Consider the following 26,312-nt stretch of genomic DNA (forward strand, 5'->3'; position numbering starts at 1 on the left):
GACGTGATAGAACGGCGAAGACGCGAGGTGGCCCCCGCTGCCCTTGCGCGAGGCGACAGGAGAGACCCATGATCCCGGTGCAGGGCTTTGACGGACAGAAGGTGGCGGTGCTCGGGCTCGGGCGCTCGGGTCTGGCGACGGCGGCCGCGTTGCGCGCAGGCGGGGCCGAGCCGCTATGCTGGGATGACAGCCCCGAAGGCCGCGCCCGCGCCGAGGAAGCGGGCTATAGCTGCCGCGACCTGACGCGTCACGGCGCTTTCGAGGAGGTCGCGGCCCTGATCGTCTCTCCCGGCATCCCGCATCTCTATCCCAAACCCAACCAGGTGATTTCGGCGGCGATGGAGGCGGGCGTGCCCGTCGATAACGATATCGGCCTGTTCTTCGCCTCCTGGGCCACTGATGATTTCATGCGCTACGATCAGGCGCCGCGCACGATCTGCGTCACCGGCTCGAACGGGAAATCCACGACGACGGCGCTGATCCATCACATTCTGGAAGAGGCCGGGCGACCGACGCAGATGGCGGGAAATATCGGGCGCGGCGTGCTCGATCTGGAGCCTGCCGAGAATGGCGAAGTGGTGGTGCTGGAGCTGTCCTCCTATCAGACCGATCTGGCGCGCGCGCTGACGCCCGACATCGCGGTCTTCACCAATCTCTCGCCGGACCATTTGGATCGCCACGCAGGCATGGGCGGCTATTTCGCGGCCAAGCGTCGTCTTTTCGCGGAAGGCGGCCCGGATCGCGCGGTGATCGGCGTCGACGAGCCTGAAGGCGTCTATCTTGCCAATCAGATCATGATGGGCCGCAATGATGACCGGCTGATCCGGGTGTCCGCGTCGCGCAAGCTAGGCGACTGGGGCTGGTCGGTCTTTGCGCGCAAAGGGTTCCTCTCGGAATGGCGCAAGGGCAAGCAGGTGGCCTCGATCGATCTGCGCGACGTGACCGGACTGCCCGGCGCGCATAACCACCAGAACGCCTGCGCAGCTTATGCCGCCGTGCGCGCGCTGGGAATTGCGCCGCGGGTGATCGAACAGGCGTTCCATACCTTCGCCGGTCTTCCGCATCGCAGCCAGACCATCGCGGAGAAGCGTGGGGTGCGCTGGGTCAACGACTCCAAGGCGACCAACACCGACAGCGCCGCGAAGGCGCTCGAGGCCTTCCCGAACATCCGCTGGATCGCGGGCGGTCTGGGCAAAGAGGGCGGGGTGGCCTCGCTCTCCGAACATCTCGGTGCGGTGAAGAAAGCCTATTTCATCGGCCACTCCGCGCGCGATTTCGCGCTGGAACTGGCCGTCGAGCATGAGATTTGCGAGACGATGGAAGCCGCCGTCGCCGCCTGCGTCCGCGATGCGGAAGAGGGCGACACGGTGCTGCTGGCGCCTGCAGCGGCCAGCTTCGACCAATATCCGAATTTCGAGAAACGCGGCGATCACTTCGCCCAGCTCGTGGACGCGCTGCCCGGCTGAGGGTTGAGCGTCTACGCCGTCCGCTCTCACATCTCGCGAAAACGGCAGTCCCGTTTCGGGGCTGCCGAAGATTCCGGTGCCTCTGTCACCGAAGCCGTGCTCGGCCTGTAGCTCGGACGGTGTAGCGTCCTAGACCGCACCGTTCCTCCGCACGCGTCAAACCTCCGAAACAAGACGAAAATCGCGCGCCTCAAGCCGAGTCGCGAGAGCGGCCCTGCCGGGTCATCGCTCCTCCAAACGGCGTATCTGGCGTCCAGATTTCGGCATCTGTGCCAAGAAATACAGCTTCTGGTTGTTATTTCGCGACGTTGAACCGATGCCGCCACGTCAAAACGCTCGCAATCTGAAATTGGCTGCCCGGCTCAACAGGGGACACGGGGCCAGATTTAAACGCCGGGGTGGGCCGGCATTTTAGAAACGGAGAAAGACCATGAAGCTGTTCAAACTCGCCTCGCTGCGTCGTCTGAAGAATGACGAAGAGGGCGTCACGGTTGTTGAATACGGCATCGCTTTGGCGGTCGCATTGGGCATCGGAACTGTCGTCTACCAAAACCTCGGCAATGAAATCGCTGGCGCGATGGATGCTGCTGGCCAGCTGATGCCCGGAGCCGCCGTTAATGCCACGGCCGTAGATCCGAACGCGACCTGAACCCTTGAGCGGCTGCCAGGCGAATTGAGCTCTGTCTGGCAGCCCTGACCCTCGAAAGGAAACTGTCATGCGTATCGCATCTTTGCTGACTTTCACCGCAGGACTCGCCGTGGCAGGTGGCTCGGCCTACCTGGCGCGCGATTTCTTCGAGGCGAAATATAAGCGCGACGTGGCCGCCGAACGCGAAGGCCTCGTTGAAGTGCTTGCCGCCGCTCAGAACATTCCCTTCGGCCAGACCATCGAGGCGCAGAAGCTGACCTCGATCTCCTGGCCGAAGGTGGCGCTGCCCCCGGGGGTCTTCACGGATTACGCAGCCCTCCTGCCCGCAGCGGGCGGGGAGCCGCGCCGTGCCCGCGCCGAGATTGCGCAGGGCGAATTGATCCTCGCCTCCAAGGTCTCGAATTACGGTGAGAAGGTCACCATTGTTCAGACCCTTGGCCCGAACAGTCGCGCGATGGCAATCCAAGTCAATGCTGCATCTGGGGTCGGGGGGTTCGTAACGCCGGGCGACCGTGTCGACGTCATGATGACGCGCGGAAGCAACGATTCGCTCAAGACCGTGACGATTCTGCAGGACGTTCGCGTCATCGGGGTCGATCAGGAGGCCGATGAGAAGGTGAAAACCCCCGGCGTGGCGCGCACCGTCACGGTCGAGGTCTCGCCCGATCAGGGCCAACGCCTCGCGCTGGCGCAGAAGGCGGGCACGCTTAGCCTGACGCTGCGCACGCTCGACGAGGCCGAGAGCGATCCGCTGCCCTCGATCGGCTTGGCCGATATTCTCAGCGAGCGGTCCGCGAACAAGCTCGAACCCACGCCCGTGCGCACGGTGACGATCCGGCGCGGCACGGAAGTGACCCATACGACGATCAAATGAGGCTCGGGGTCGATGGGGCGCATCCAGAACAGCATCCGGCGTTTCGCCCGAGAGGAAGACGGGACGATCCTCGTCTTCTTCGGGGCAAGCCTCGTGGTGGTGCTCGGTCTGGTCGCGCTCTCCTTCGATCTGGGCCGGCTTGGTAGCACCCGCTCGGAGCTGCAATCCTTCGCGGATTCGGTGGCGCTGGCGGCGGCGGGCGAACTTGACGGCAATTCCGACGCGATCACCCGCGCCGATGCGGCTGCGCAGCTCATCGTCGACAGCCAGAGCTTCGCGAGCGGCGCGCGCACCCTTGGGGCTGCAAACGATGTGACCCTGACCTATCTCAGCGCGCTCCCGGCAAACGACAATGACGCGACAAACGCGGTCACCACCGATCCGGCGAAGGCCGCCTTTGTGCGCGTCGATGTCGATGAGCGTGAAGTTCAGGGCGTTTTCGCAGCCGCTTTCACGACGATGGGCGGTTATGACGCGTTCGACGGCTCGGCCACGGCGCAGGCGGTGGCGGGGCTCGAAATCCTGGCCTGCGATGTCACGCCCTTGATGTTCTGCGTGCCGCCCGGTTTCGATGCGGAAAAGGATATCGGACAGATGATCCTGCTGCGCTCGGGCGGGGGTGGCGATGCCGCTTGGGGACCGGGCGATTTCGGGTTCCTTGATCCGAATGGCGCGAAAATCGACGACGAGGGGCCTTGCGCGAAGAAATCCGGCGCGCAGCTCGACGCCTGCCTGCTCGGCGCGGTCAGCAAGATCACCCAATGCTTCAACCAGCGCGGCGTCGATCTCGAGCCGGGCCAGAAGGAAGGGCGCAACGCGGCGATCTTCAACGTGCGTTTCGACATGTATCAGTCGATCATGAACGGGCTGAGCAACGATCCCAACTACGCGCCCGCGCCCAATGTCATCAAGGGGATCGTCGCCGCCGATCCGAGCGCCAAGGACGGCGATGCCACCAAGACCACCGGCAACGGCAAGAACGCCTGCATCAAGGAAAATGAAGAACTCTCGCCCGACACGGTGGGTCTGCCGCGTGACGATTGCTTCATGCCGGGCGCGGCCGAGCCCTGCACGCGCTTCGGCGATGGCGACTGGTCGCAGGGCCGCATCACCTACATGCAGACGAATTACGGCATCGACATCACGGCAGAGGGTGCGACGGATCCTTTCGCGGATGCCGACACCCGCTATGACCTCTATCTTGCCGAGATCGCGGCGGCGGCTGGCGGCGACATCCTCTCGGGGCGCGCCGAGACGGGCCTGCCGAGCTGCGCGCCCGCGGCCGCCCCCAATGCCGACCGCCGCGTGCTGATCGTCGCGGGCATCGATTGCAGTGCCGAGACCGGCACCGAGATCAAGGGCGCGGCCACCAATGTGCCGGTCAAGGAATTCGTCAAAGTCTTCCTGACCGAACCGGTGGGCGAGGACGGATCGACCCCGCCGACGATGGATATCTGGGGCGAAGTGATCGGGTCCGCCAGCAATGGCGACAAAGAGAAGCTGGGCACGGGCGGCATGGTCCGCGACGTCGTCCAGCTTTACCGGTGAGCGCGATGGGGTGGTTTCGCGCATATCGCCTCCGCGCCCCGCGCCGCATCTGGCGCAACGACGAGGGCGCGCAGCTGGTGGAATTCGCACTGGTGCTTCCGCTGATGCTCATCCTCTTCGCGGCGATCATCGAGAGCGGGCGGATGTTTCTCGCCTATCAGACGGTGATCGGCGGGGTGCGCGATGCAAGCCGTTACCTCGCCCGGATCACCCCGCGCAGCATCTGCGAAACCGGCGGCAGCGTCGATGATCAGGCGGCGACGCTCGCCGGGATCGTCGGCAATGCGATCACCGGCGGCAGCGTTCTGGGGGGCGGGATCACCGTCACGACGGTCGAGCCGAGCCTAGATTGTATCGAAGGCAGCTATCGTTTCGGCGATGCGCCGATCGTCGAAGTGGCGGCGAATGTCACGATCACCTTCCCCTTCGCCGGTCTCTTCACCCTGATCACACCCACGACGCTCGGCACCGTCACCACGACGATCGCCGACCAGAACCGGGTCTTCGGCTCATGACCGGGCCTCTCGCATATCAAGCGCGCGCACTGCGCCGCTTCCTGCGCGACGAGGAGGGCGCGACCCTTGTCGAGTTCACGCTGGTCTTCGGCCTCTACCTTCTGGTGTTCTTCGGGCTTCTGGATTTCGGGCGTCTGGCCTTTCACTACGTGAACATGCAGCGCGGGTTGCAGGTCGCGGCGCGGCTGGCAGCGGTGCGCCCGGCGGCATGTGCCGGCGTGCCGGAGATGAATGAGCGCGGCGTGACGCCGAAAGACGAGACCGAGCCGCAATTCGGCACGAATTGCAGCGCCAAGAGCTGGGTCTGCGCGGCGCCCGCCACGGTGAGCTGCTCGGGCGCGACGACGAATGCGACCGTGGCCGAGATCTGGCCGATCGTCGCCCCGGCGCTGCCCACGGGCTCGACCGCTGCGAACCTGTCCTTCAGCTATTCCTACGATTCCGAGCTTGGATTCCTCGGCGGGCCCTATGTGCCGATGGTCACCGTCGAATTGCAGAATGTGAGCTTCCAATTCGCGACGCCGCTGGGCGCGCTGGTGGGGCTCGTGACCGGCACTGCCGATGAAGATCTTGATGCAGATATCGCCTTCCCGAGCATGAGCACGTCGATGCCGGGCGAGGACCTCGCGCAGGGCGCGGGTAGCTAAAGCAAGGGGAGACATGAAATGACCCGTAGAACCAAACCGATATTCCTGGTGCCCGAGTCGAGCGCGCGCGACCTTGCCGCGCCCGCCAAGCGCCGGCTGACCTTCTCCGCCGAGGCCGAGCGTCTGACGCATGCGCGAGCGCCCGACGAGGAGGGCCAGGTGATCGCGGTGGCGCGCAGCCGCGGCGGGATCGGGGCCACGATGCTGGCGGTGAATCTCGCCCATCAACTGGCCGCCCAAGGGGTGAAGAAAGGCCAGGCGCCGCGCCGCGTCGGGCTGATCGATCTCGATCTGCAATTCGGCATGGTCGCGGGCTTCCTCGATCTCGATCCGAGCCCGGCGCTCTACGACATGGCGCGCAGCGGGGCGGTGCCGGACGAGACTTTCCTCGATCAGTCGATCCAGCATTCGAAAGACGGGCTGGAAGTGCTCTGTGCCCCCGCCGCTTTCGCGCCGCTCGGGGCGCTCGGGGCCGATCAGGTCACCGAACTTATCACGCTGATGCAGGCGCGCTGCGATTACGTCGTCGTCGATCTGCCACATGCGCTGATCGACTGGGTCTCACCGGTGCTGGCACGCGCGTCCCTGATGTATCTGGTGACCGATCTCGCGGTGCCTTCGCTGCAGCAGGCCCGCCGGCTGATCGACGCCTATCACGAGGAGAACCTCGCGCTGGAGATCGAGGTGGTCGTGAACCATCAAAGCCGTCCGCTGATGCGCTCGCGGGTGCAGCAGGAGGCGGCGAAGGCGCTCGATCGCGATCTGAGCCACTGGTTGCCCGACGACCCGCGTGCCGCCAAGGAGGCTGCCGATCGCGGCGTGCCTCTTGCGCGGATCGGGCGGCGCTCTGCGCTGTCGAAAGCGATTGCCGGTTTGGCGAAGGGGCGGCTCGCACAGAGCGCAGCCCGGATGAATTGAGGGGGAGCACGAGATGTTTCGCAATTTCACGGATCGCGGGTCGAAACCGACCGAGACCGAAAAGGTGATCCCGCTCGGCAAGCCCTATGCGGGCAGCCCGCCGAAAGACGCGCGCGAGATGGCCGCACAACAGGTTGCGCCCAAACCGCCCGTGGCAGAGGTCGACGAAGACGCGCAGCGTCGCGCGCTGGAACTCAAAAGCCGCCTGCATGACGCGCTTCTGGACCGGCTCAACCTGTCGATGCTCGACAAGGTCGTGCCCGAGGAGCTGCGCCGCGAAGTGGCGGCGCTGGTAAGCGAAGAGCTGCGCGACGCGAAAACCCCGCTGCGCGCGGAAGAATTCAAGACGCTGGTCGATGAGCTTCTCAACGAGGTGCTGGGGCTCGGCCCGCTGGAGCCGCTGTTGGCCGACCCGTCGATCAACGACATTCTCGTCAATGGCTGCAACCGCGTCTTCGTCGAGCGCCACGGCGTCCTCGAGCGCACGGCGGTACGCTTCCGCGACGAGCGCCACCTGCTGCGGATCATCGACAAGATCGTCTCGCGGGTGGGGCGCCGAATCGACGAGAGCAACCCTTGGGTCGATGCGCGGCTCGAAGACGGCAGCCGCGTGAACGCGATCATCCGGCCCTGTGCGATTGACGGGCCGAGCCTGTCGATCCGCAAATTCGCGCGCCAACCCTATACGATGGAGCGGCTTGTCGAGACCGGGATGATGACGGGAGCTGCGTCGCGGTTCCTGCACGGGCTGGTGCATGCCCGCAAGAATATCCTGATCTCGGGCGGCACCGGTTCGGGCAAGACGACGCTTTTGAACGCGATCTCGGCCGCCATCGACCCGCGCACGCGGATCGTGACGATCGAGGACGCCGCCGAATTGCAGCTGCAACAGGAGCATGTTGTGCGGCTGGAAACCCGCGCGTCCAATCCGAACGGGCAGGGCGCGGTGATCCAGCGCGATCTGGTGAAGAACGCGCTGCGGATGCGCCCCGACCGGATCATCGTCGGCGAGGTGCGCGGCTCGGAAGCCTTCGACATGTTGCAGGCGATGAATACGGGCCATGACGGCTCGATGACCACGGTGCACGCCAATTCCGCGCGCGACGCTCTGGGGCGGATCGAGCAGATGGTGACGATGATCGGTCTCGACATGCCGCTCAACGCGATCCGCTCGCAGATCGCCTCCGGCCTCGACATCGTCGTGCAGATCGCGCGCATGTCCGACGGTCGCCGCCGGGTGCTCTCGATCTCCGAGATCACCGGGCAGGAAGGTAATATCGTGATGATGCAGGACATCTTCACCTTCCGCAAAACCGGCACCTCCGCCGATGGCGTGATCGAGGGCGAGTTCACCGCCACCGGCCTGCGCCCGCGCTGCCTCGAAGACCTGATCGCGGCGGGCGTCGCGGTCGATCCGTCCGATTTCAAGATGCGGGGGAACTGAGCCATGTGGGAGATCATCGAAAAGGACCTCGCCGCCTATGTCGCCTATAGCGGCATCGCGCTTGGCGTTCTGCTGGCGCTGACGGGCGGCCTGCACCTGCTCAACCGCACCGAGACCAGCGGTGAGGCCAAGAGCCGCCGGATGAAGATGATCGCGAAGGGGCGCGACACCGAGGAGATGCTTGCCCTGCTCAAACCCAACCCGCGCAAGGGCTGGATCGCGCGGCTGCCGAAGCGCTTCGACCTGCCGCGCCTGCTGCATCGCGCGGGCTTTCGGATCGGGCCGGACAAATTCCTGCTGATCTGCGCCGCGCTTGCGATCGGGAGCTTCGTGCTGGCGCTGGCCCCGTTTGGTCCGCTGCGGACGGCCTCTGCGGCGCTGACGATCGGGCTGGTGCTGCCCTTCATGGTTCTGCGCTCGCGGGCGACGCAACGGATGAAAGTGCTGACGAGCCAGTTGCCTGATGCGCTCGATATGCTGGCGCGAGGTCTGAAGATCGGCCACCCGCTGAATATGTCGATCGGCGCCGTGGCCGAGGAGATGCCCGATCCGATCGGCACGGAATTCGGCATCATCTTCGATCAGGTGACCTATGGCGAAGACCTGCCCGACGCGGTGCTGGAATTCGCCGAGCGGGTGGGGCTGGAAGACGCCGACTATCTCGCGGCGAGCATCGGTATCCAGCACGGCACGGGCGGCGATCTCGCCCGCGTGCTCGAAGTGCTGGCGGCGACGACGCGGGGCCGGATTTCGATGCGGCGCAAGATCCGCGCGATCTCGGCGGAGGGGCGCGCCTCGGCGTGGTTCCTGACCGCGCTGCCGTTCATCATGTTCGGCTTCACCTCGCTGATTTCGCCGAATTACTACGGCGAGGTCGCCGATGAACCGATGTTCCGCTCGATGGCGATCCTCGTCATCACGCTGATCATCCTGAACGCCGTGGTGCTGCGCCGTCTGGTGCAGTTCCGGATCTGAGCCGGGGAGAGAGACCATGTTGATGACACGGATCGAGGATTTCGCACTTCGGATGGGCATCGCGCCCGAGACGCTTCTGGCCGCCGGGATCGGCTTCGGTCTCCTGCTGCTGATCGTCGGACTTCAGGCCGCCTTCCAGCGCGACCGCGCCGCCGAGCGCATCGCGGCCATCGGCGGGCAGAAAACGGGAGGGCGCGCCGAGCATGGCTATCTCAAGGCGCCGGAGGCACGTCCGGGCCAGATTCTGAAGGCCTTCGTGCCCGCCGACCGCCAGACCCGCTCCAAGCTGGAACGCAAACTCGCGCAGGCCGGGCTTTCCGAGGCCAGCGCCTTGCGCCGTTTCACCCTGGTCCGGATCGCGCTGGGCGTCGGCCTGCCGGGCATTTTCATGGGGCTTCTGTTTGCCGCACGCAGCCCCGAGATCGGCCTGCCGATGGGGCTGGATGCCCGTCTCGGCAGCCTGAGCGGAATGGCGACCTATCAGATCCTGACCGGGCTCGTCGCAGGCGGCTATCTGCTGCCGCTGATGTGGCTCAACAGCCGGATGCGCGAGCGGCGGCTGCGGATCGAAGAGAGCTTCCCGAACGCGCTCGATCTGATGCAGGTGGCGATTGAAAGCGGCATGGGGTTCGATGCGGCGATGACCCGCGTGGGCAACGAGCTGGCGGACACCTCGCCGGAGATTTCCTTCGAGTTCCTCTCGGTGCAGCGTCAGGTCCAGGCCGGGCGCGAGCGCGAGGCAGCTCTGCGCGACATGGCCGACCGGACCGGGGTCGAGACCGTGCGCGCCTTCGCCAATGTCGCGAGCCAGTCGCTGCGCTTCGGGGCCTCGATGGCGCAGGCACTGACCACCTATGCCGCCGATCTGCGCGGCATCCGCGAGATGCGCGCGCAGGAAAAGGCCAATCGCCTGCCGGTGCAGATGTCCGGGGTACTGGCGTCGTTAATGCTTCCGGCGCTCATTCTGATCGCGGTTGGGCCCGTGGTGATTCGCTATTTCGTGAATTACGTGCAGTAAATCGAATCGTTTCCAAATCCGCTCTTTTCCCAAGGCATTGTTTACGGACAATATTTTAGGCCGAAATGTCGACTTAAATGCCGAATATGCAACCTTTGATTGCAGTGGGTATCAATAGAATCATCCACAGGGGTCTGTGGATATAGTCCAAATGGCTAGCTTAGGAATTAACGCATTTAGGGGTTACGCTTAGAGATGGCCCACGCGCTGTCACGCACATAAGTGGGGCACATATAATAGTTTCTGGGGATGGTGGGGACCATGCGAGACTATGGGACAGCCGGGGCTTCGCCCGGGCAAGAGCGCGCTATCGAAGCGGGCATGATTGGGGCCGTTGCACAGTGGTGTGAGTGTTTGCACGGGACGAACCCGCTGCGCATGGCGTTAAGATATCTGACCGACAGTATCGGGGCCGAGGCCGTCATATTGGCGCGCTATCCGCGAGATGCGGGCGCACCGGCCCGCGCGTTGGTCCATGACAGGGCGCGATCCGGTTGCCGGATCCCGCTGGAGCAAAGCTTCGCGGCCGATCTGCTTGGCGATTATCTCGACAAGGCCAAACGCGGCTCGACCTGGTATCGCTCGATGCAGGACGAGGATGTGCCGCAAGCGGTCGCCTCAACATTGGCTCGCCGGAACCTCGTCGAAATGGTCGTCATTCCGCTCGAGATCAGCGATCGCTGGGTCGATACGCTGGAGCTGCATTTCACCGAGAAGCTGCGCCAGTATCAGCAAGCGGTGCTGACCACGCTCGGCGATACGCTGAGCCGCACCTGGCACAACCGCGCCCGGGGCATGTTCACCGAGACCTTGCTGAAATCCGCCGCCAAGCAGGCCACGCCGCTCATCGGCTCGCCGATCCTGAGCGCGGATAACCCGGCGCGTCTGAGCCGTTCGGAATATCGCGTCTGCCTGCTGCTGCGCCACGGCCAGTCGCCCGATCAGATGCTCGCGGAGCTGGGGATCAAGGAATCCACCCTGCGCACCCATCTGAGCAATCTCTACGCCAAGACCGGCGCGCGCAATCTGGCGGAACTGACCTTCCAGCTTGTCTCCGAACTGCCCTTCGAGCTCGCCGGCGCCAGAGCCGGACGGGTCGCATGACCGGGCAGCTCCTGCCGCTGGCGGCGCTGGCCCCGGTGTTGATCTGGGTCGCGCTCAGCGATCTGCGCGAGATGCGCATCCCGAACAAGATCGTGCTGATCACGCTTGGCTTCTTTGCGCTCTGCGCCCCGTTTCTGGGCCTGCACGAGCTGAGCCTGCGCCTTGCTGCAGGCGCGATCACCTTCCTGGTCGGCTACGTCTTTTTCGTGCTGCGCGCCTTCGGGGGCGGGGACGTGAAATTTCTCGCGGCCCTGATGCTATTCGTACCCTCTGCGGCGATGGGGGAGTTTTTGATCGCCTTTTCCGTCGCGCTTTTTGCGGGCTCGGCGCTGACGATGGGGCTGCAAAGCGCGCCGGTAGCGACGCGGCTTGGGCCCCGCTTGGGTTGGAAAAGTTGTTACGCACGGGGAAAGCTCCCGATGGGCGTCTCGATCGCGCTTGCGGGTCTGGCTTTGCCTTATCTGGTCGGCGGGTAGGCCCCGCCAAGGGAGGACCTATGTCACGCAAGGTTTGGACCAAGTCGCTCGGAGTGGTCGCTCTGGCTTTGTGCACGGTCAGCGCACCACTCCTCGCCGACGAAACGAAGCCCGACGTCACCGAACGCGCGCAGGCGCTCGTCTGGGGCTCTGGCTATGTGAAACCCGATCCACAGGCCGGGCTCTCGATGTTGGAGGACGCCGCGGCGCAAGGCGATCCCGAAGCGGCTTTGGCCGCAGGTAACCTGCTCCTTTGGGGCGGTCCTGTCGCTGCGGATCGCGATCGCGCCGTTGGCTATCTCGAACAGGCAGTCGAAGCGGGCAGCTGGGATGCGCACCGTCTGTTGGGCAAGCAACTGATCGGCGGCTGGGCTTTGCCAAGCGACACTGCGCGCGGGGTCGACCTGCTTGAGACGCAGATCGCAAAGGGCGATGCGAAAGCGGCGCTGATCTTGGGCGAGGCCTATCTCTACGGAACGGGACTGCCGCGCGATTATGCCAAGGCGCGCGACCTGTTCGAGACCGCGGCGGAGGCGGGCGACGCGACCGGATTGTGGAAATACGGCGAGGCTCTGATGTGGTCGCAGCGCGATCCGAAGACAGCGCAGGCGTTTCTCGAACGCGCAGGCGCGGCGGGCGTGGACGGCGCCTATGCGACACTGGCCGAGGGCGCGATGTATGGCTATCTCGGCGGCGGCTCCACCTCACGGGCGAAATTCGACGGCTATGCCAAGGCCGCCCGCGCGGCCGGAAACGAACGGATCGAAGTGCTCGACGCCACACGCCGCATCTGGGGCATCTCGATGCGCGGCGATGGCAAACAGGCGGTGGCGCAACTGCGCGAGGCTGCCGAGGCGGGCAACAAGACCGCGGCGCGCTATCTCGTCGGTCTCCTGCGCGACGGCAACTCCTACAACGTCCGGCGCGATCCCAAAGGGGCGTCGGACTTCCTCGAAGCGCATCGCGATCTCTTCACGCCCGAAGAACGTGAGAATTATGCGATGACGATCCGTGTGGCGAGGCATCGGCACGATGCCGATTTCGCGCCGCTTGCAGGAGAGATCGCGCCGGCCCGGGCCAAGATGAACGCCGCGCAGGCGCGTGACCTGTTCAAGGCCAATCCGCGGCTGGCGGTCTATCTGATCCAAAAAGACCTCGCCAAGCAGGGTCTGTATCGCGGCCCGCTCGACGGGTTCGCCGGGCGCGGAACGCTGCGCGCGATGGAGCGTGCCTGTGGCAAGATGCCGGGCGATATGGCCTGCCTCGACGGGGTTCTGGCGCCCGAGATCGTCGGCGCGATGCTGCGCGAAGGGTGGGGCTCGTAAGTGACATCGAAGGTTCTGGTCACCGGCGGCGCGGGCTTCATCGGGTCGCATTGCTGCAAGGCGCTGGCCGAGGCGGGGCACGCTCCTGTGGTCCTCGACGATCTGTCGCGCGGCCATGCTGATGCGGTGCGCTGGGGGCCTCTGGTCGAGGGTGATCTGCGCGACCGGGATCTGGTGGAGACAGCGCTCAAGGAGCACCGGATCGACGCCGTGATTCATTTCGCGGCGCTGGCCTATGTCGGCGAGAGCGTGGCCGAGCCCACCCGCTATTACGACGTCAATCTGGGCGGGATGACGGCGCTTCTGAGCGCGATGCAGGCGGTGGGGCTCGACAAGATCGTCTTCTCGTCGAGCTGCGCCACCTATGGCACGCCCGAGACGCTGCCGATCTCCGAGGACACGCCGCAACACCCGATCAACCCCTATGGCCGCAGCAAGCTGATCTGCGAATGGATGCTGGAAGATGCCGCCGCCGCGACCGATCTGCGTTTCGCGGCCCTGCGCTATTTCAACGCGAGCGGCGCCGATCCCAGCGGCGAGATCGGCGAGCGGCACGATCCCGAGACCCATCTGATCCCGCTGGTGCTGCGCGCGGCCTCGGGGCAGGGCCCGGCGGTGAAGGTCTTCGGCACGGATTATCCGACGCCCGACGGCACTTGCATCCGCGACTATATCCATGTCGACGATCTGGCCCGCGCGCATCTTCTGGCGCTCGATCATCTGCAGGGCGGCGGCGACAGCCTGAAACTGAACCTCGGCACCGGGCGGGGCGCGTCGATCCGCGAGGTGATCGCCTCGGTCGAGCGGGTGACGGGGCGCAAGGTGCCCTTCGAGGACGCCCCGCGCCGCCCCGGCGATCCGGCGGAACTGGTGGCGGATCCCTCCCGTGCGCGCGACGCTCTGGGCTTTAGCGCGCGTTACCGTGAACTTGACGAGATCGTGTCCCATGCCGCCCCGTGGTTCGGCCTCTGACCTCGGGTTCGCGCTCTGCCGGGGTTGAGCCTGCCGCCCAGCCATCTATCTTGCGGCTCAACGCAATTCAGGAGGCTCTCATGGCAAGCGACGCAATCGATCCGCAACTTCTCGACCGGCTGGCCGAGGTTGCCGTGCAGGTGGGGCTGAACCTGCAAGACGGTCAGGATCTGGTGTTGACCGCGCCCGTCGAGGCGCTGCCGCTGGTGCGCCGGATCGCCGCCGAAGCCTATCGCGCGGGCGCAGGCACTTTCACCCCGATCCTCAGCGATGGTCAGATCACGCTGGCCCGGTTCGAGAACGCGAAGGACGAAAGCTTCGACCGCGCGCCCGACTGGCTCTATCAGGGCATGGCGAAGGCTTACGAAAGCGGCGCGGCCCGCATGGCGATCGTCGGCGAAGACCCGATGCTGCTGTCCGAACAGGACCCTGAGAAAGTCTCGCGCGCCGGCAAGGCCAACTCCATCGCCTATAAACCGGCGCTGGAGAAAATCTCGAATTTCGAGATCAACTGGTCGATCGTAAGCTACCCGACCGTGGCCTGGGCCAAGCGGGTCTTCCCCGATCTTCCGGAAGACGAGGCCGTGGGCAAACTGGCCGACGCGATCTTCGCCGCCTCGCGCGCCGATCAACCCGATCCCGTCGCCGCATGGGAGGCGCATAACGCGGCCCTGCGCAAGCGTCGCGACTGGCTGAACGAGCAGCGCTTCTCGGCGCTTCATTTCACCGGTGGCGGCACCGATCTGACCGTGGGCCTCGCCGACGATCACGAATGGAGCGGTGGTGCCTCCGAGGCCAATAACGGCGTCGTCTGCAATCCGAATATCCCGACCGAAGAGGTCTTCACCACGCCCCATGCCGAGCGCGTCGACGGGGTCGTTCGCGCGACCAAGCCGCTGTCGCATCAAGGCAGCCTGATCGAGAATATCGAGATGCGCTTCGAGGGTGGCAAAGTGGTCGAGGCGAAAGCCAGCCGCGGCGAGGCGGTGCTGCAGAAGCTGATCGACACGGATGAGGGCGCACGCCGTCTGGGCGAGGTCGCGCTGGTGCCGCATGGCTCGCCGATCTCGGCTTCGGGGCTGTTGTTCTTCAACACGCTCTATGACGAGAACGCGGCCTGCCATATCGCGATGGGGCAGTGCTATTCGAAATGCTTCATCAATGGCGGCGAACTGAGCGAAGAGGAGGTCGCGGCGAAGGGCGGCAACAGCTCGATGATCCATGTCGACTGGATGATCGGCGGCCCCGAGACCGATATCGACGGCATCAAGCCCGACGGCGCCCGCGTCCCGGTCTTCCGCAAGGGCGAATGGGCCTGATAGGCCGCAAGACCTGACAATGGTGAGCGCCCGACGCGCCGATTGGTGCGTCGGGCGCTTGTTTTTTGTGCAGATGTGAGGAGTTTCGCCTCATCCCGCGCAGTTCGATGCGCCCAACGTCGCAAGGCACCGCGGAGCGCGGGCGCATCTTGACGAAAGCGGCAACTGGGCGAAATCTGAATATACGGGTCGGGCTTGGCCGACCCTCTTGGGCAACTCGCGCACCCTTGCGCTGTGTGAAGGGCCGCCCGGCCGACGCAGATTTTCGATCCTCCTCCCCGAAAACGCGTTCAGGCCGGGCGGTGCCCAGCCTGACCAGCGAAACCGAAGTCTTGCCTGACTTAACGGCCGGTATTGAGGCTTTTCGTGATCAGCTTCTCACGGCTCTGCGCCAGCGAGGGATGGATCAGCGCATTCTCGATCGCCGCGACCTGCGTGAAGCCGATAGTGTCGAGTGATTTGCCCTTTGCGAATTTCGCAGCCCGCGCTTGGTCGAGCATGCTGAGATGCGGATCGGCGGGCATGAAATAGGCCGGGTTGGGGCCGCTCGAGCTCTGTTTGGGCGCTTCCGGCCCGAGGCCGCCGGGCGGTTGCGACGCCGCGCCGGCTTGCGCGATCCCGGCCCCAAGGCCAAGCGCCACTGCAAGGCTGCAACCAAGAGCCGAAGCGGTAAAACGGGTGGTCATAGGCAGTTTCCTCATTTCTTCTTCAGAGCCATGCGGATCAGGGTTTCCCGCGCGGTTCGGTCGACATTCTGAACCAGCGCATCCTTGATCTGCACGATTTGGCGGTCGGTCAGGTTGGACAGATCGACGTTCCCGACCAGAGCGTGGACGCGCTGGATTTCCAGCGCGTTGAGCGGCTGTTGCTGCGCGGCGGCCAGCGACGGCAGCGCGGCGCAGGCGAGGGCGGCGATCAGGGCGATAGATTTCATCATGAGTCTCCTCTGACGGCTCTTCCTAAAGGAAGATGCAGTTACGTGAACGCGGGACAAGCGCAGGCGCGCGCAAGTTTCGGTGAATACTGCTTGCCCTATGCGTCAAGATGGGGATTCACATCGCGAATTCATCATGATACCGTAACTTTTAACACGCAGAGGGCAGACATAAGCTCTCGCAAAAATACGGGCAGGATCGAGGCAATGAAGGCGGGCTATCAGGGCACCTTCGTCATTTCATGGGCGCAGACGGAAATCGACGGCACACCGGTGCCGCCGCTTGAGGTCGTGACCGTGGGCGCATGTTGGCGATGGACGGGGCAGGCGATCTGCGTGGACGGGCCCAATGATCGGCTCATCTTGCACAATGCGCGCGGCGAGGCGGAGCGGCGCACGAAAGCCGCCCGCGCGGTGCGTCGCCTGCTGGGCGAGGCCGTGGGGCATCCGCGAACCCTCGACGATCCCGACGAGTCCGAGACGCCCAATCAAAGCTTTACCGTGACCGATGGCTATCACGCCTATGTCGTCACCCTGATCGAGCTGCCCGAAAGCGGCACGCGCATCCTGGTGTTCGCCGGTCGGATGCCGCCGGTGGACAGCGATCTGTGGGTGGTCGACCGGGCGCTCGATCTACGCTCGAAAGCGGCGCGGCAGGGGCCTGCGGGCGTCATCTGTTTCACCCCCGGCACGCTGATCGAGACCGACCAGGGCCGCCGCCCGGTCGAGGCGCTGCGCGAGGGCGACCGCGTGCTGACCCGCGATGACGGGGCGCAGCCGATCTGCTGGATCGGGCGGCGCGACATCTCGGGCGCGCGGCTCCATGCGATGCCGCATCTGCGCCCGGTGCGGATCTCGGCAGGGGCGTTTGGCATCGCACGACCCGATCGCGATCTGATCGTGTCGCCGCAGCACCGGATGCTGGTGCGCGGGCGCGCGGCGCAGGCGCTGTTTGCCGAGGACGAGGTGCTGGTGCGCGCCTGCGATCTGGTGAATGGCCGCCAGATCCGCTTCGAGGGCGCGCTGCGCGGCCTCAGCTACATCCACCTGATGTTCGAACGCCATCAGGTGCTGACCGCGAACGGGCTTGAGACCGAAAGCTTCCACCCGGCCTCCACCCGGCTCGAGATGATCGCCCGCGACCAGCGCGCCGGGCTCGAGGCGCTGGTGCCCGAGGTCGAGAAAAATCCGCTCAGCTATGGGGCCTTCGCGCGCCGCGCGCTCAAGCCCTCCGAGGCCGCGATCCTGCGCCACGATCTGGCCGCCTGAACGGGCAAATCCGCTGGAAATCGCCGCTGGCTTGGGCTGTGCGTCAGATGCACGGCTTCGTGCGCATTTTGCGCCTTTTCTCTGCCGGGACGTCGCCTTAGCTTCGGGACAAAGGAGATATCAATGACCAGACCCGTCGTCGGCATCATCGGCAATAGAGGCCTCGTAGGTGACCGCTACCCCGTCCACGAAGGCGGGCAGCTCAACTCGGAAGCGGTGAGCAAGGTCTCCGATTGCATCCCGCTGCTGATCCCCGCCGATCCCGAATATGTCTCCGTTCAGGAGTTGATGGAGGTTTGCGACGGCTTCCTGCTGACCGGCGGGCGGCCGAACGTCCATCCGCATGAATATGGCGAGGAACCGACCGAGAAGCACGGCACTTTCGACCGCGCCCGCGACGCGATTACCCTGCCGCTGGTGCGCGCCTGTGTCGAAAGCGGGCAGCCCTTCCTTGGCATCTGCCGGGGCTTTCAGGAGGTCAATGTCGCGATGGGCGGCACGCTTCATCCCGAGATCCGCGAGCTTCCGGGCCGGCTGAACCACCGGATGCCCCCCGAGGGGACGCTCGAAGAAGGATTCTCCAACCGCCACATGGTCACGCTCACCCCCGGCGGCCGGTTTGCGCGTCTCTTCGGCGCGGATGAGGTCGAGACCAACACGCTGCACGGGCAGGGCGTCTGCACCGCCGGTACCCGGATTGTGATCGAAGGGCGCGCCCCCGATGGTACGCCCGAGGCGATCTATGTTAAGGACGCGCCGGGGTTTACCCTATCGGTGCAATGGCATCCCGAATGGCGTGCGGCGGAAGATCCGGTCTCGCGCCCTCTGTTTGAGGCATTCGGCGATGCGGTGCGTGCTTGGGCGCGCGGCGAACGGCCCGCCGCCTGCGTCGCCTGAGCCGCAAAGACAAAACGGAGAGACAGATGAAACGCTCGCGCGTGAACGAAATCATGGCCGCGGCCGAGGAAATGATCCAGGAATTCGGCTTCCGCCTGCCGCCCTTCGCATGGTGGAGCCCCGCCGAGTTCAAGGCGCGCCTGCCGCAGGCACAGCGCATCGTGGACGCCGCGATGGGCTGGGACATCACCGATTACGGGCAGGGCGATTTCGACAAGCTGGGTCTGTTCCTCTTCACCTTGCGCAACGGCGATCTGCGCGATCTTCAGGCGGGCCACGGGATGGCCTATGCCGAGAAGCTGCTGATCTCGCGCAAGGACCAGATCAGCCCGATGCATACCCATATCATCAAGGCCGAGGACATCATCAATCGCGGCGGCGCTGACCTCGCGATCGAGCTCTATGGCTCCGACGCGGATGGCAAATTCGACGAGAGCGCAGGCGGGCAGGTGATGTGCGACGGCGTCCCACGCAATTACGAGCCCGGCGAGGTTCTGATCCTGCGCCCCGGCGAGAGCGTGACCCTGCGGCCCGGTGACTGGCATGCCTTCTGGGGCGAGGGCGGCGACGTTCTGATCGGCGAGGTCTCGACCGTCAACGACGACAATACCGACAATATCTTCCGCGAAGATATCGGGCGGTTCTCCGAGATCGAGGAAGACGAAGCGCCGCGCCACCTGCTGGTCAGCGACTACGACAAGTTCCTGTATTCATAAGTATTTACTGGCTTCCTTGCGGGCGAAAGGCTTCAGCCTTTCGCCATGCTCGGCCAGCCAGGCCTGTGCGCGGGCGGGGTCTTTCTTGCTCAGCTCGCGCAGCCACCACGCGATGGCCTTCTGGATGAACCAGTCGCGATCCTCGGCCAGTTGCGCGGCCCAGCCCAGAACCTCGTCGCGCACCGCCTCGTCCTCGGGCTTGGGATTGCGTTGCTTGGTCCAGGGTAGGGTGAAGACGAAGGCCGCGCGCCGCGTCCACATGTGATCCGAGCGCACCCAGTCCGCCACCTCGTCGAGCCGCGCGGGCTCGGCCTGAAGCCGCTTCGAGCCCGCCTTGGCCGCGTGATCCGCAATCGCCCAGGCGTCGAATTGCGGCACCCAGCTCGCGATCAAGTCCCATGCGGCACCGTCGGGGCGCAGCCGCGCCTGCGTCAGCAGCTTGGCCGCCGCGATCCGCGCCTCGTGAATGTCGCTGTCCCAAAGCCCGCGGGCGAGCTCGACCCGTCCCGGCACGTCGAGCTGGCCACGCCACAGCGCGACCATGTCCTCGATCGCGGGGACGGCAATGCCCAGATAGCGCCGCTCCGCCTTGTGATAAGCGGCCATCTCGGCGGCTTTCTCGGCATCCGCCCAGCTTTCCAGCGCGAAAAGCGCGTCTTCCAGCGTGGGCGGGGGCCCGAGCGGCGCGTCGGCGTCCTCTTCCTCGGCGAAGGCCTCATATTCCGCATCCGAGGCCGCATAGGCCTCGGCCTCTGCGCGCAGCCGGGCGTCCTCCGCCGGGTCGAGCGGCGCGTAATCCGCCGCGCGCGGCCGGGCGACGCGTTTCTTGCCCCGCTTGCGGCTCATTCGACCGTCACCGATTTGGCGAGGTTGCGCGGCTGGTCCACGTCGGTGCCTTTCGCGACCGCCGTGTGATAGGCTAGCAGCTGCGCCGGAACCGCGTAAAGGATCGGCGCGAAAGGTTCCGCAATATCAGGCATTTGCAACGTACCCCAGGTGCCGTCCTGCGCCGCACTGATGCCCTTGGCATCGGAAACCAGCAGCACCATCCCGTGGCGCGCCATCACCTCCTGCATGTTCGACACGGTCTTGTCGAAGAGCTTGTCATAGGGCGCCATAACGATCACCGGCACGGTGCGGTCGATCAGCGCAATCGGCCCGTGCTTCAGCTCGCCCGAGGCATAACCTTCGGCATGGATGTAGCTGATTTCCTTGAGCTTCAGTGCCCCTTCCAGCGCCAGCGGATACATCGCGCCGCGCCCGAGGAAGAGGATGTCCTGCGCCTCTGCGAGTTGCTCTGCGAGATGCGCGATCGGCTCCGAAATCGACAGCGCCTGATTGAGCAGGCCGGGCAGGGCGCGCAGCGTATCGGCATGGCTGCCCAGCGTCGGCCCGTCGGTCTCGTCCCGGTCGCGGCCCGCTTTCAGCGCCATCACCGCCAGAACCAGCAGCTGCGCGGTGAACGCCTTGGTCGAGGCCACGCCGACCTCGACGCCCGCGAAGATCGGCAACATGATGTCGGCTTCGCGCGCGATGGAGGAGGTGGGCACGTTGACCACGGCCACGGTCTTCGCAACGCGCTCGGAGCAATAGCGCAGCGCGGCCAGCGTATCGGCGGTCTCGCCCGACTGGCTGACGAAGACCGCGAGGCTGCGCTCGGACAGGGGCGGCTCGCGGTAGCGGAATTCGGAGGCCACGTCGATCTCGACCGGGATCCGGGCGAAGGTCTCGAACCAGTATTTCGCCACCGCGCAGGCATAATGCGCCGTGCCGCAGGCGATCAGGATAATCCGGTCGATGTTGGAAAAGTCCAAGTCCGCGGGCAGATTCAGCCCGGTTTCGGGCAGATAATGTCGCAAAGCGTCAGCCAGCACGACGGGCTGCTCGGCGATTTCCTTCGCCATGAAATGCTTGTAGCCACCTTTTTCGACCTGCGCCTGACCCAGATCGATGCGGCTCTCGTCGCGGTTCGCACGGCGGCCCTCGGCGTCGAAAATCTCGGCGCCTGCGCGGGTGACGAAGGCGTAATCGCCCTCTTCGAGGTAGGTGATCCGGTCGGTCATCGGCGCGAGCGCAATCGCGTCCGACCCCACGAACATCTCGCCATCGCCATGCCCGATCGCGAGCGGCGAGCCCTTGCGCGCCGCGATCAGCAGATCGTCCTCACCGTCGAAGAGCCACAGCAGCGCGAACGCGCCTTCGAGCTTGCCGAGCGTCGCCACGGCGGCCTCGCGCGCATCCATGCCGCGATCCATGAACATCCGGGTCAGCAGCGCGACGGTTTCGGTATCCGTCTGCGTCTCCGGGGTGATCCCGGCCTCGGCCAGCTCGGCCCGCAGCTCGCGAAAGTTCTCGATGATGCCGTTATGCACGACCGCGACGGGGCCCGAGCGATGCGGATGCGCATTGCCTTGGGTCGCGGCCCCATGGGTCGCCCAGCGAGTATGGCCGATGCCCGACTTGCCCGGCAGCGGCTCGTGCACCAGCAGATCGGACAGGTTCCACAGCTTGCCCACCGCACGGCGGCGGTCCAGCTTGCCTGCATTTACCGTCGCGATCCCGGCACTGTCATAGCCGCGATATTCCAATCGCTTGAGGCTCTCAACGAGCCAGGGGGAAACCTCGTGCTTCCCCAGAACGCCAATAATTCCGCACATTTATCAATCTTTCTTCATGCGACGCGCTTTCTCCGCGCGCAGTTTCGCAAATAGCTTCGTAGCGAGGCCCGGACGGTTCACCTGCTCGGAGCGCTCGATCGCGATCGCCTCGGCAGGGACGTCTTTCGAGATCACCGATCCCGAGCCCGTCAGCGCGCCGTCGCCCACCGTCACCGGGGCCACAAGCATCGTGTCCGAGCCGATGAACGCATTCGCGCCGATGGTGGTGCGATGCTTCATCACCCCGTCGTAGTTGCAGGTCACCGTGCCCGCGCCGATATTCGTATGCTCCCCGATATCGGCATCGCCCAGATAGGTCAGATGGCCGACTTTCACACCTTCGGCGAGGATCGCGTTTTTCACCTCGACGAAATTGCCGATATGCACGTCCTCGGCGAGTTCCGCGCCGGGGCGCAGACGGGCGAAGGGGCCGATCGTGGCGCCCCGCGAGATGTGGCAGCCTTCGAGATGGCAGAAAGCCTCGATCACCGCACCGGATTCGATGGTGACATCGGGGCCGAACACGACATTCGGGCCCAGCACGACATCGCGGCTGATATAGGTGTCGAGCGCGAACCAGACGCTGGTGGGCTCCACCATGGTCACGCCGTTTTCCATCGCCTCGGCGCGCATCCGCTCCTGGAATAGGGCCTCGGCGCGGGCAAGCTCGGCACGGGTGTTGATGCCCAGCGTCTCGGCCTCGTCACAGGTCACGACCTGCGCGGTCAGGCCCTTCTTGCGCGCGGCTTCGACGATATCGGTGAGGTAGTACTCCTGCGACGCGTTTTCGTTCGACAGCCCCGCGACGAGTTCGGTCAGAAGCACCGCGTCGCAGGCGATAACGCCGGAGTTGCAGAGGGTTATGGCGCGTTCTTCATCCGTAGCATCCTTGAATTCCACGATCCGGTCCAGCGTGTCGCCCTGCGCCACCAAACGCCCGTAGCGGCCCGGATCGGCGGCCTCGAAACCGAGTACGGTCACCGCCGCATCGGACGCGGCCAGCCGCTCCAGCGTCTCGGGGCGGATGAAGGGCGTGTCGCCGTAAAGCACGATCACGCGGCCATCGAACCCGTCGAGCGCGGGCAGGGCCTGTGCAACCGCGTGGCCGGTGCCGAGCTGTTCTTCCTGCAGCACGATCTGCGCCTCGGGATCGACCTTCGCGACGGCTTTCTTCACCTTGTCGGCGCCGTGGCCTGCGACCACGATCACGGTCTCGGGTTCGAGCGCACGTCCGGCAGCCAGCGCATGCGCCACCAGCGGCGCGCGGCCCACCTGATGCAGCACCTTCGGCAAGTCGGATTTCATGCGGGTGCCCTGTCCCGCCGCGAGGGTGATCAATGCAATCGCCATTAGAAACCTTTTCTTCTGCTCGGCCCCGTTTTAACCATTGGCTTGCTTGCCGCAAGTGGTGCGTCTTCACGCTTCCTTTCGCGGTGTTACGGAAGGAGCAACAGGCAATGCGCACAGTCGTTTTCGACCTCGACGGGACCTTGGCGGATACCTCCGCCGACCTGATCGCGGCGGCAAATTCCTGCTTTACGGCGCGCGGTCATGCGCCGCTTCTCGATCCGGCGGGAGACGCGCTGATCGCCTTCCACGGCGGCAGCGCGATGCTCAAGACCGGCTATGGGCGGCTGGGGCTGCCGGAGGCGGAGATCGCCGAGCTGGTCGAGGCCGATTATCACCCGCTGCTTGCGCATTACGGCGAGAATATCGACCGCCATACGCGGCTTTATCCCGGCGCGGAGGAAGCTGTGAAAACGCTGCGCGATCAGGGCTTTGCGACGGCTGTCTGCACCAACAAACCCGAAGGTCTCGCGCGTGATCTGATCGACCGGCTCGGGATCACTGCGCTTTTCGATGCGCTGATCGGCGCCGATACGCTACCGCTGCGCAAACCTTCGCCCGATCCCTATCTCGCGGCGGTCGAGCGGGCGGGGGGCAAGCTGGAAGCCTCGCTGCTGGTGGGCGACACCAATACCGATCGCGAGACCGCGCGCGCCGTTGGCGTGCCCTGCGTTCTGGTGACCTTCGGACCGGAGGGGCGCGGCATCGAACGGCTCGCCCCCGAGGCGCTGCTCGATCATTTCGACGATCTGCCCGCGCTTGCCGCGCGGATGCTCGGGTGATCGCCTCGGCGGGGCTGCGCCGCCCCGAACCACCCCTCAGACGCGCCCACCGACGGCCATGACCGCAGCGCCCATCGGTCCTTCGCGCTTTCACGCCACCGCCTTCGTTCTGATCGCGGTGTTTCTCGACATGGTGGGGTTTGGCCTGATCATCCCGGTGCTGCCTTCGCTGATCGCGGATGTGGGCCATGTCGATCTGGCGCAGGCGAGCCGGATCGGCGGCTGGATGTTCGCGGCCTTCAGTCTCGCGCAGTTCCTGTTCGCGCCGCTGATGGGCAATCTCTCGGATCGGTTCGGACGGCGCCCGCTTTTGCTGCTCGCGATCGGCGGTCTGGGCGTCGATTACCTGTTTCACGCCTTCGCGCCGACGCTGCTCTGGCTCTTCGTGGGCCGGATCGTCGCGGGCATCTGCGGTGCGTCCTATGTCATCGCGAACGCCTATCTCGCCGATATCACCCCACCGGCCGAGCGCGCCCGCGCTTTCGGCCTGATCGGGGCGGCTTTCGGCTTCGGCTTCATCGCGGGGCCTGCGCTTGGCGGGTTTCTGGGCGAGCTTGGCCCGCGCGTGCCGTTCTTCGTGGCGGCCGCGCTGTCGGGGCTGAACCTGATCTACGGGCTGATCGTGCTGCCCGAAAGCCTGCCGCAGGGCCTGCGCCGTCCGGTGAACTGGCGCGCCTGCAATCCTCTCGGCACGCTGAAAGTCTTCGCGCGTTATCCGGGCGTGCTGCCGATGGGCACCGCCCTTGGCGTCTATCTGTTCGCCTCCGCCGTCTATCCCGCGATCTGGCCCTATTGGGGGATGGCGAAATTCGGCTGGTCCGAGGGGACGGTGGGGCTGACGCTCGCAGGCTATGGGGTCGTCGCGGCGATCTTTCAGGGCGGGCTGGCGGGGCCGCTCGCGTCCCGTCTGGGCGAGGCGCGGGTTGTGGTGATCGGGCTGATCGTCGGGATCGGCATGACCATCGCGCTGGGGCTCTCGACCTCGCTCGTGATGGTGCTGATCGTCCTCTTGATCACCGGGATCGAGGGGCTGGTGCATCCGATGATCGCCTCGCTGATGTCCAACGCGGTGCCCGAGGACGCCCAAGGTGCGCTGCAGGGTGGCATATCCGCGCTGATGAACCTCGCGATGCTGGCGGGCACCTTGTTCTTCACCCAAGTGTTCGGGATATTCCTCGCCGAGAACGCCCCGATCCGCACGCCGGACATGGCCTTTTATGTGGCCTCGGTGATCCTGCTAGTGGCATTGGCGCTGTTCGTGCGTGCAAGAAAGGTTGAGTGATGTCCGACGTTTTCAAAGGCAATTTCACCCAGCAGGAGCCGATCCCCGAAGACGCGATTGAACGCGCCGTCGAGGTGATGCGCTCGGGCCGCCTGCATCGCTACAACACGCTGCCCGCAGAGCCGGGCGAGGTGGCGCTGCTGGAAGAAGAATTCGCCGGGTTGACCGGCGCGCCCTATTGCCTTGCGGTGGCCTCGGGCGGCTATGCCTTGGGCTGCGCGCTGCGCGCGGTGGGCGTCGGCCCGGGCGATCCGGTGCTGACCAATGCCTTCACGCTCGCCCCCGTGCCCGGCGCCATCGCGGCGGTCGGAGGCAAGCCCGTGCTGGTAGAGGTCACCGACCAGCTGACCATCGATCTCGACGATCTGGCGGCGAAAGCCCCGCAGGCGCGTGTGCTGATGCTGTCGCATATGCGCGGCCATATCTGCGACATGGATGCGCTGATGGAGATCGCGCGCGCCCATGATCTGACGGTGATCGAGGATTGCGCCCATACGATGGGGGCGACATGGGCCGGGGTTCACTCGGGGCGGCACGGCGCGATCGGCTGCTATTCGACCCAGACCTACAAGCACATGAATTCGGGCGAGGGCGGGCTGATCGTCACCGACGATGCCGAGCTGGCGGCGCGGATGATCCTGCTGTCGGGGAGCTACATGCTTTATGAGCGGCACCGCGCTGCGCCCGGCCCGGAGGTGTTCGAGGGGCTGAAATACGACACGCCCAATGTCTCGGGCCGGATGGACCATCTGCGCGCCGCGATCCTGCGTCCGCAGCTGTCGACGCTGGCGGATCGGGTGGCGCGCTGGAATGCGCTTTACCGTGAGGTCGAGGCCGGGCTTGCCGGGGCGGAGGGGATCGCGCTGATCGAGCGCCCCGAGGCCGAGAGCTATGTCGGCTCGTCCTTCCAGTTCCGCCTGCCGGGACGCTCCGCCCCCGAGATGCTGGATGTCGTTGCCCGGGCTGCGGCCCGCGGGGTCGAGCTGAAATGGTTCGGCGCGGATGAGCCTGCGGGTTTCACCTCGCGCCATGACAGTTGGCGTTATGCCGAGGCGCAGAACCTGCCGCGCACCGATGCGGTGCTGGCGACGCTGCTGGATCTGCGCCTGCCGCTGACCTTCTCGATCGATGACGCCGCCCAGATCGCGCGTATCCTGCGCGAAGAGGCCGAGGCCTGA

26 protein-coding genes are annotated in these 26,312 nt (G+C 65.5%); 21 read left to right on the plus strand and 5 right to left on the minus strand.

Translation table 11 applies throughout. The features are described 5' to 3' along the window. Positions 1 to 68 precede the first annotated feature (68 nt). The 15 genes from murD to AC2TZ7_RS09500 all read left to right on the plus strand — a co-directional run bounded on the left by murD (position 69) and on the right by AC2TZ7_RS09500 (position 15,250). Positions 69 to 1,466 carry a UDP-N-acetylmuramoyl-L-alanine--D-glutamate ligase gene (murD, locus tag AC2TZ7_RS09430; protein WP_489866705.1) on the plus strand — a complete coding sequence of 466 codons (1,398 nt, stop codon included), beginning with the start codon at positions 69 to 71 and terminating at the stop codon, positions 1,464 to 1,466. A gap of 430 nt (positions 1,467 to 1,896) precedes the next feature. Then, positions 1,897 to 2,115 carry a Flp family type IVb pilin gene (locus AC2TZ7_RS09435; protein ID WP_489866706.1) on the plus strand — a complete coding sequence of 73 codons (219 nt, stop codon included), beginning with the start codon at positions 1,897 to 1,899 and terminating at the stop codon, positions 2,113 to 2,115. 67 nt (positions 2,116 to 2,182) lie between these two features. Then, a complete protein-coding gene (gene cpaB, locus AC2TZ7_RS09440; RefSeq protein ID WP_489866707.1) occupies positions 2,183 to 2,989 on the plus strand; it encodes a Flp pilus assembly protein CpaB in 807 nt (268 codons plus the stop codon). Between the two features lie 12 nt (positions 2,990 to 3,001). Then, positions 3,002 to 4,537, plus strand: coding sequence for a pilus assembly protein TadG-related protein (locus AC2TZ7_RS09445; protein WP_489866708.1), 1,536 nt, complete (start codon positions 3,002 to 3,004; stop codon positions 4,535 to 4,537). A 5-nt stretch (positions 4,538 to 4,542) separates the two neighbouring features. Next, the gene (locus AC2TZ7_RS09450; RefSeq protein WP_489866709.1) at positions 4,543 to 5,052 is read left to right on the plus strand and encodes a TadE/TadG family type IV pilus assembly protein; all 510 of its coding nucleotides are present in this window, start codon (positions 4,543 to 4,545) and stop codon (positions 5,050 to 5,052) included. Next, positions 5,049 to 5,699 (plus strand): TadE/TadG family type IV pilus assembly protein, encoded by a 651-nt coding sequence (locus tag AC2TZ7_RS09455; RefSeq protein ID WP_489866710.1) that lies wholly within the window; start codon positions 5,049 to 5,051, stop codon positions 5,697 to 5,699. The genes AC2TZ7_RS09450 and AC2TZ7_RS09455 overlap by 4 nt, the downstream gene beginning before the upstream one ends. Positions 5,700 to 5,717: 18 nt before the next feature. After that, positions 5,718 to 6,617: a CpaE/TadZ family protein gene (locus AC2TZ7_RS09460; RefSeq protein ID WP_489866711.1), complete on the plus strand. Its 900-nt coding sequence runs from the start codon at positions 5,718 to 5,720 to the stop codon at positions 6,615 to 6,617. A 13-nt stretch (positions 6,618 to 6,630) separates the two neighbouring features. Then, positions 6,631 to 8,061, plus strand: a complete 1,431-nt coding sequence (locus tag AC2TZ7_RS09465; protein ID WP_489866712.1) for a TadA family conjugal transfer-associated ATPase — start codon at positions 6,631 to 6,633, stop codon at positions 8,059 to 8,061. 3 nt (positions 8,062 to 8,064) lie between these two features. Continuing rightward, entirely contained in the window at positions 8,065 to 9,036 is a 972-nt protein-coding gene (locus AC2TZ7_RS09470) for a type II secretion system F family protein (protein ID WP_489866713.1), read from the plus strand. A gap of 16 nt (positions 9,037 to 9,052) precedes the next feature. After that, positions 9,053 to 10,054: a type II secretion system F family protein gene (locus AC2TZ7_RS09475; RefSeq protein ID WP_489866714.1), complete on the plus strand. Its 1,002-nt coding sequence runs from the start codon at positions 9,053 to 9,055 to the stop codon at positions 10,052 to 10,054. 378 nt (positions 10,055 to 10,432) lie between these two features. After that, entirely contained in the window at positions 10,433 to 11,158 is a 726-nt protein-coding gene (locus AC2TZ7_RS09480) for a helix-turn-helix transcriptional regulator (RefSeq protein WP_489866715.1), read from the plus strand. Further along, positions 11,155 to 11,634 carry an A24 family peptidase gene (locus AC2TZ7_RS09485; protein ID WP_489866716.1) on the plus strand — a complete coding sequence of 160 codons (480 nt, stop codon included), beginning with the start codon at positions 11,155 to 11,157 and terminating at the stop codon, positions 11,632 to 11,634. The genes AC2TZ7_RS09480 and AC2TZ7_RS09485 overlap by 4 nt, the downstream gene beginning before the upstream one ends. 20 nt (positions 11,635 to 11,654) lie before the next feature. Next, positions 11,655 to 12,959 carry a tetratricopeptide repeat protein gene (locus AC2TZ7_RS09490; RefSeq protein WP_489866717.1) on the plus strand — a complete coding sequence of 435 codons (1,305 nt, stop codon included), beginning with the start codon at positions 11,655 to 11,657 and terminating at the stop codon, positions 12,957 to 12,959. Continuing rightward, complete coding sequence (gene galE / locus AC2TZ7_RS09495) at positions 12,960 to 13,931, plus strand: UDP-glucose 4-epimerase GalE (RefSeq protein ID WP_489866718.1); 972 nt, start codon at positions 12,960 to 12,962, stop codon at positions 13,929 to 13,931. It begins immediately after the preceding gene. An 80-nt stretch (positions 13,932 to 14,011) separates the two neighbouring features. Continuing rightward, positions 14,012 to 15,250, plus strand: a complete 1,239-nt coding sequence (locus tag AC2TZ7_RS09500) for an aminopeptidase (protein WP_489866719.1) — start codon at positions 14,012 to 14,014, stop codon at positions 15,248 to 15,250. A gap of 341 nt (positions 15,251 to 15,591) precedes the next feature. Here the strand turns inward: AC2TZ7_RS09500 and AC2TZ7_RS09505 are convergent, their stop codons facing one another. Both AC2TZ7_RS09505 and AC2TZ7_RS09510 read right to left on the minus strand, forming a co-directional pair. Further along, the gene (locus AC2TZ7_RS09505) at positions 15,592 to 15,936 is read right to left on the minus strand and encodes a hypothetical protein (protein ID WP_489866720.1); all 345 of its coding nucleotides are present in this window, start codon (positions 15,934 to 15,936) and stop codon (positions 15,592 to 15,594) included. Positions 15,937 to 15,947: 11 nt separating this feature from the next. After that, the gene (locus AC2TZ7_RS09510) at positions 15,948 to 16,184 is read right to left on the minus strand and encodes a hypothetical protein (RefSeq protein WP_098410540.1); all 237 of its coding nucleotides are present in this window, start codon (positions 16,182 to 16,184) and stop codon (positions 15,948 to 15,950) included. A gap of 207 nt (positions 16,185 to 16,391) precedes the next feature. Here AC2TZ7_RS09510 and AC2TZ7_RS09515 point away from each other — a divergent pair, with 207 nt between their 5' ends. From AC2TZ7_RS09515 to AC2TZ7_RS09525, 3 genes are all read left to right on the plus strand, one after another. Further along, a complete protein-coding gene (locus tag AC2TZ7_RS09515) occupies positions 16,392 to 17,453 on the plus strand; it encodes a Hint domain-containing protein (RefSeq protein ID WP_489866721.1) in 1,062 nt (353 codons plus the stop codon). Positions 17,454 to 17,576: 123 nt separating this feature from the next. Next, the gene (locus AC2TZ7_RS09520; protein ID WP_078546578.1) at positions 17,577 to 18,350 is read left to right on the plus strand and encodes a gamma-glutamyl-gamma-aminobutyrate hydrolase family protein; all 774 of its coding nucleotides are present in this window, start codon (positions 17,577 to 17,579) and stop codon (positions 18,348 to 18,350) included. Between the two features lie 26 nt (positions 18,351 to 18,376). After that, positions 18,377 to 19,066: a D-lyxose/D-mannose family sugar isomerase gene (locus AC2TZ7_RS09525; RefSeq protein WP_489866722.1), complete on the plus strand. Its 690-nt coding sequence runs from the start codon at positions 18,377 to 18,379 to the stop codon at positions 19,064 to 19,066. Here the strand turns inward: AC2TZ7_RS09525 and AC2TZ7_RS09530 are convergent. From AC2TZ7_RS09530 to glmU, 3 genes are read right to left on the minus strand one after another with little or no spacing between them, the layout of a single operon-like run. Next, positions 19,061 to 19,912, minus strand: a complete 852-nt coding sequence (locus AC2TZ7_RS09530) for a DNA alkylation repair protein (RefSeq protein ID WP_078570236.1) — start codon at positions 19,910 to 19,912, stop codon at positions 19,061 to 19,063. The two genes, AC2TZ7_RS09525 and AC2TZ7_RS09530, sit on opposite strands and share 6 nt — an antisense overlap. Beyond that, a complete protein-coding gene (glmS, locus tag AC2TZ7_RS09535; RefSeq protein WP_489866723.1) occupies positions 19,909 to 21,723 on the minus strand; it encodes a glutamine--fructose-6-phosphate transaminase (isomerizing) in 1,815 nt (604 codons plus the stop codon). The genes AC2TZ7_RS09530 and glmS overlap by 4 nt, the downstream gene beginning before the upstream one ends. Before the next feature lie 3 nt (positions 21,724 to 21,726). Then, entirely contained in the window at positions 21,727 to 23,073 is a 1,347-nt protein-coding gene (gene glmU, locus AC2TZ7_RS09540; RefSeq protein WP_489866724.1) for a bifunctional UDP-N-acetylglucosamine diphosphorylase/glucosamine-1-phosphate N-acetyltransferase GlmU, read from the minus strand. 107 nt (positions 23,074 to 23,180) lie between these two features. Between glmU and AC2TZ7_RS09545 the strand changes: the two genes are divergently transcribed. Genes AC2TZ7_RS09545 through AC2TZ7_RS09555 form a run of 3 tightly spaced genes read left to right on the plus strand, consistent with a single transcriptional unit; the run spans position 23,181 to position 26,312 of the window. Beyond that, entirely contained in the window at positions 23,181 to 23,852 is a 672-nt protein-coding gene (locus AC2TZ7_RS09545) for an HAD-IA family hydrolase (protein WP_489866725.1), read from the plus strand. A 58-nt stretch (positions 23,853 to 23,910) separates the two neighbouring features. Continuing rightward, positions 23,911 to 25,134: a TCR/Tet family MFS transporter gene (locus AC2TZ7_RS09550; protein WP_489866726.1), complete on the plus strand. Its 1,224-nt coding sequence runs from the start codon at positions 23,911 to 23,913 to the stop codon at positions 25,132 to 25,134. After that, the gene (locus AC2TZ7_RS09555) at positions 25,134 to 26,312 is read left to right on the plus strand and encodes a DegT/DnrJ/EryC1/StrS family aminotransferase (protein ID WP_489866727.1); all 1,179 of its coding nucleotides are present in this window, start codon (positions 25,134 to 25,136) and stop codon (positions 26,310 to 26,312) included. The genes AC2TZ7_RS09550 and AC2TZ7_RS09555 overlap by 1 nt, the downstream gene beginning before the upstream one ends.

It is taken from the genome of Thioclava sp. ISO4, assembly GCF_058105145.1.